1 protein-coding gene is annotated in these 5,362 nt (G+C 77.5%); it reads right to left on the reverse strand.

Annotated elements, in window-relative coordinates:
* On the reverse strand, positions 1–5,362 hold a 5,362-nt coding region (locus CY652_RS23560), incomplete at both ends, for an AIDA repeat-containing protein (protein WP_102133110.1).

Raw genomic sequence — 5,362 nt, forward strand, 5'->3', positions numbered from 1 at the left:
ACACGGCGCGCGCGGTGCCCAGCAGCTCGTGCGCGTACCCCAGGTCCAGCCCCACGGTCACCGGCCGCACGCGGCCGAACGTCCTGCCGAACGACACCCCCACGTACGGCTGCAGGCTGTGCACGTTGTCCGTGCCCACCGTCAGGTCCTCGCCGCCCGCGCCCGTCTCCCCGAACCCCTGGCCGTGGTAGTACGCGTACAGCATCCCCAGGCGCGGCGTCACCCCGAGGCCGCCCAGCGTCAGCGGCAGCCCCGCCTGCACCCCGGCGGCCACCTCGTTGCCCCCGGCATTGCCGTCGGCCGTGCCCGCCGCCCCGAACGGGCGCTTCGTGTACACGTCGTCGTAGGCGTACGAGAGCACCCCCGAGAGCTGCACCGGCCCGGCCCGGTGCCCCGCGTACAGCGCCGCGCGCAGCGTGTCCACGCGCGCGCCGTCGCCCGTGTCCTCCTCGCTCACGTCCCCGTGGGCGTACCCGAAGGCCAGCCCCAGCCGCGTGGCCGGCTGCGCCTGCCAGTCGTAGCCGGCCATGAACTGGTACTGCTGCGTCGAGAAGCCCGGCGCCGCCCCGCGGCCGCCCAGGTGCAGCCAGTCGCCCCCGCCCGTCGCCCACAGGCCGCGCCCGCCCGCCGGGCACGCCGCGTCCGGGCCGCTGCCCGGGGTTCCGGCGCCCGGCGTGGCCGCCCCGCACGCCATCCCGCCCGCGCGCGCGAGCAGCCCCGCATCGGCCGCCTGCGTCGCCATCGACAACTCCGTGCCGGGGGTCGTGAACACGCTGGTGTCCACCGGCGCCACCTCCATGACCTGCCTCACCAGCAAATCCACCGTCTGCGGGCCGTACACCACGCTCTGCGTCACCTCCCCGGCCCCCTGGCCGCCCGAGGTGACCTGCCCGAACTGCCCGCTCACCGCCCCCGCCGAGACGATCACGTAGGTGCGGCTGTTGCTGTACGTGCCCGGGTCGTACAGCAGCCTCAGCCCCCCGGCCAGTTCCGCCTGCCCGCTCACCGCCAGCTCCGAGGCCGAGGTCGGGCTCACCTCGATGGTCAGTTGCGCGGCGGGCGTCTGGACGTAGTTGCCGTTGACCGTGAGCGTGCCGATCGTGCCGCCGGGCTGCACCGTGCCGCTGTTGCTCACGCCCCCGGTGATCGTGCCGTGGCCCTCCAGCGTGCCCGACGCGTTCACCTGCACCGTGCCCCCGAGCACTGCCCCCGGGTTCTGCAGCGTGCCCACCGCCAGCGTGCCCGCGTTCACCTGGGTGGTGCCCGAGAACGCCTCGCTGTTGCCCAGCAGCGTGAGCGTGCCCGAACCGGCCTGCACCATCGTGCCGCTGCCGGTGATCGTGTTCGCGTAGGTCAGCGTGTCGGCCCGGTCGAACACCAGCTGGCCGTTGTTCACCACGTTGCCCGCCAGGTCCCCGCTCGAGCCGCCGTTGCCGATCCGCGCCATGCCGCTGCCGCCGATGCGCGCGCCGCTGGCCGTGCCGTACACCTGCACGGTGCCGCCCGAGACCACCGTGGTGCCGCTCACGATCCCCCCGGCGTACACCTCCTGGGTGCCTCCGCTCGCCACCGTCGTGCCCGTGGCCGTGCCCCCGGCGCTGATCGTCTGCAGCCCGCCGCTGTTGACCAGCGCGCCGCCGGCCGTGCCCCCCGAGAGCACGATCTGCGTGCCGCCGCTGTCCACCCGCGTCTGGCTGGCCGTGCCCCCGGCCGAGATGACCTGGGTGCCGCCCGCGAGCTGCGCGCCGGTCGCCACCCCGCCCGCGCCGATCACCTGCGTGCCCCCCGCCTTCGCCAGCGTGCCGGTGTCGCGCCCGAGCAGCGACTCCAGCGCCCCTGACGAGAGCACCGTCGCCTGCGCCTGGCCGCCGGCCAGCACCGACTCGATCCCGCCGCTGCCCACCTGCGTGCCGCTCGCCAGCCCGCCGGACGAGACGCTCTGCTGTCCGCCGCCCAGCACCGCCGCGCCGCCGGCGAGCCCGCCCGGACCGACCGCCTGCAGGCCCGCGCTGCCCACCTGCGTGTCCAGCGCCGTGCCGCCCGCCGTCACCGTCTGGGTGCCGCCCGCGAGCACCGTGCCGCTGGCCGTGCCGCCGGCGGCAATCGTCTGCACCCCGCCGGAGGAGACCGTGCCGGCCCCGTCCTGACCGGCGAGCGCTTCGGTGCCGCCGCTGCTGACGGTCGTGCCCGAGGCCATGCCGCCCGCCGCCACCGCCAGCACCCCGCCGCTGTCCACCGTCGTGCCGTCGGCCGTGCCGCTGGCGGCGACCGTCTGGCTGCCGCCCGCGAGCACCGCGCCGCTGGCCGTGCCGCCGGCGGCAACCGTCTGCACCCCGCCCGCGAGGACGGACCCGTCCGCGCCCGTGCCCGCCAGGTCTTCCGCCCCGCCGCTGCTCACCGTCGTGCCGCTCACCGTGCCGCCGGCGGACACCGTCTGCGTGCCGCCGGCGCTCACCGTCGTGCGGTCCGCCACGCCGCCGGCAGCGACCGTCTGGGTGCCGCCCGCGAGCACCGCGCCGCTATCCGTGCCGCCGGCGCTGACCGTCTGGCTGCCGCCCGCGAGGATGTGCTCGCCCGCGCCCGTGCCCGCCAGCTCCTCCGCCCCGCCGCGGCTCACCGTCGTGCCGCTCACCGTGCCGCCGGCCAGCACCGTCTGGCCGCCGCCGTCCTGCGCCGTCGCGCCGTCGGCCCGCGCGCCCGCGCTCACCGTCTGCCAGCCGCCGTCCAGGGTCGTGCCGCTGGCCGTGCCGCCGTCGGCCAGGGTCTGGCGGCCGCCCGCGAGCACCGTGCCGCCCTCGCCCGAACCGGCGAGGGTCTGCGTGCCGCCGCTGCTCACCGTCGTGCCGCTGGCCGTGCCGCCGGCGTCCACCGTCTGCACGCCCCCGCTGTCGACCGTTGTGCTGGCCGCGCTGCCGCCCGCATCGATAGTCTGGCTGCCGCCATCGATCTGCGTGCCGGTGGCGCTGCCGCCCGCCCCCACCGTCTGGGTCCCGCCCTCCAGGCTCGCGCCGCGGTCGACCCCGCCCGATGCGACCGTCTGCGAGCCGCCGGCCGAGACCGTCTCGCCCGCGCCCGTGCCCGCCAGCACTTCGGTGCCGCCGCTGCTCACCGTCGTGCCGCTCACCGTGCCGCCGGCCAGCACCGTCTGCGTGCCGCCGCTGTCGACGCCCGCCTCCGCCGCGCTGCCCCCGGCGCTGACCGTCTGCGAGCCGCCGGCGTCGATGCGCGTGCCCGAGGCCGTGCCGCCGGACGCGACGTCCTGCGTGCCGCCGGACAGCGTCGCGCCGCGGTCGACCCCGCCCGACGCGATCGTCTGCGAACCGCCGGCCGAGACCGTCTCGCCCGCGCCCGTGCCCGCCAGCGCTTCGGTGCCGCCGCTGCCCACCGTCGTGCCGCTGGCCGTGCCGCCGGCGTCCACCGCCTGCACGCCGCCGCCGCCGACCGTCGTGCCGGTCGCGCTGCCGCCCGACCCCACCGTCTGGGTCCCGCCCTCCAGGCTCGCGCCGCTGGCCACGCCGCCTGCTTCGACCGTCTGCGTGCCGCCCGACGAGACCGTGCCGCCCTCGCCCGTACCCGCGAGATCCTGCGTGCCGCCGCTGTCCACCGTCGTGCCGCTGGCCGTGCCGCCCGCGGACACCACCTGCGCCCCGCCGCCGCTGACCGTCGTGTCCGAGGCCAGCCCCCCCGAGAGCACCCGCTGCTCGCTGCCGCTGTCCACCTGCGTCGCGTCGGCCTGGCCGCCCGCGCCCACCGCCTGGATGCCCCCGCCGCCGAGCACCGAGCCGCTGGCCACCGCCCCCGAGTTGATGGCCTGCGCCCCGCCGCTGTTGATCGTCGTGTCGCTCGTGGTCCCGCCGCCGTACAGCGCCTGCGTGCCCCCGCTGTTCACCACCGTGCCCGAGGCCATCCCGCCCGACGAGACCGCCTGCGTGCCGCCGCCGTTCACCACCGTATCGTCGGCCGTGCCGCCCGCGGACACCGTCTGCGAGCCGTCGGCCCCGACGGTCGTGCCGCTGGCCACGCCGCCCGAACTCACCGTCTGGCTGCCGCCCGCGAGCGTCGTGCCGCTGGCCGTGCCGCCCGCCCCGACCGTCTGCGTGCCGCCCGACGAGACCGTCCCGCCCTCGCCCGAGCCGGCCAGATCCTGCGTGCCGCCGCTGCCGACCACCGTGCCCGAGGCCACCCCGCCCGCGGCCACCGTCTGCACGCCCCCGCCGTTCACCGTCGTGCCCGTGGTGCTGCCGCCTGCGTCCACCGCCTGGCTGCCGCCGTCGAGCGTCGCGCCGCTGTCCACCCCGCCGGAGGCGATGGTCTGCGTGCCGCCGGCCGAGATCGTCTCGCCGTAGCCCGTGCCCGCGAGGTCTTCCGTGCCGCCGCTGCCGATGATCGTGCCGCTGGCCACCCCGCCCGAGGCCACCGTCTGCGTGCCCCCGCTGTTCACCGTTGCGCGGGTCGCGCTGCCCCCGGCGTTCACCGTCTGCGAGCCGCCCGCGTTGAGCTGCGTGCCCGAGGCCGTACCGCCCGAAGACACCGCCTGCGTGCCGCCGCTGTCCACCGTCGTGCCGCTCGCGCGGCCGCCGGCGTCGATGGTCTGGCTGCCGCCCGCGAGCGTCGCGCCGCTGTCCACCCCGCCGGAGGCGATGGTCTGCGTGCCGCCGGCCGAGATCGTCTCGCCGTCGCCCGTACCCGCGAGATTCTCCGTGCCGCCGCTGCCGATGATCGTGCCGCTGGCCACCCCGCCCGCGGCCACCGTCTGCACGCCCCCGCTGCTCACGCTCGCGCCGGTCGCGCTGCCGCCGGCGCTGACCGTCTGCGCGCCGCCTGCGTCGACGCCCGTGCCCGAGGCCACGCCGCCCGAGGACACCGTCTGCACCCCGCCGCTGTCCACCGTCGTACTGGTCGCACTGCCGCCCGCGTCCACCGTCTGGCTGCCGCCGTCGAGCGTCGCGCCGCTGTCCACCCCGCCGGAGGCGATGGTCTGCGTGCCGCCCGAGGACACCGTCTCGCCGTCGCCCGTACCCGCGAGATTCTCCGTGCCGCCGCTGTCGATGGTCGTGCCGCTGGCGACCCCGCCTGCGGCCACCGTCTGCACCCCGCCGCTGTTCACCGTCGTACGGGTCGCACTGCCGCCCGCGTCCACCGTCTGGCTGCCGCCGTCGACCTGCGTGCCCGAGGCCGTGCCGCCGGCGGCGACCGTCTGCGTGCCCCCGGCGAGCGTCGTGCCGCTGTCCACCCCGCCCGATTCGACCGTCTGCGAACCGCCCGCGAGCACCGTGCCGCCCTCGCCCGTGCCCGCGAGGATTTCCGTGCCGCCGCTATCCACCGTCGTGTCCGTCGCGCTGCCGCCTGTGCTCACCGTCTG

The sequence above is a fragment of the Burkholderia sp. WAC0059 genome, assembly GCF_002870125.1.
In the GTDB taxonomy this organism is placed as follows: Bacteria; Pseudomonadota; Gammaproteobacteria; order Burkholderiales; family Burkholderiaceae; genus Paraburkholderia.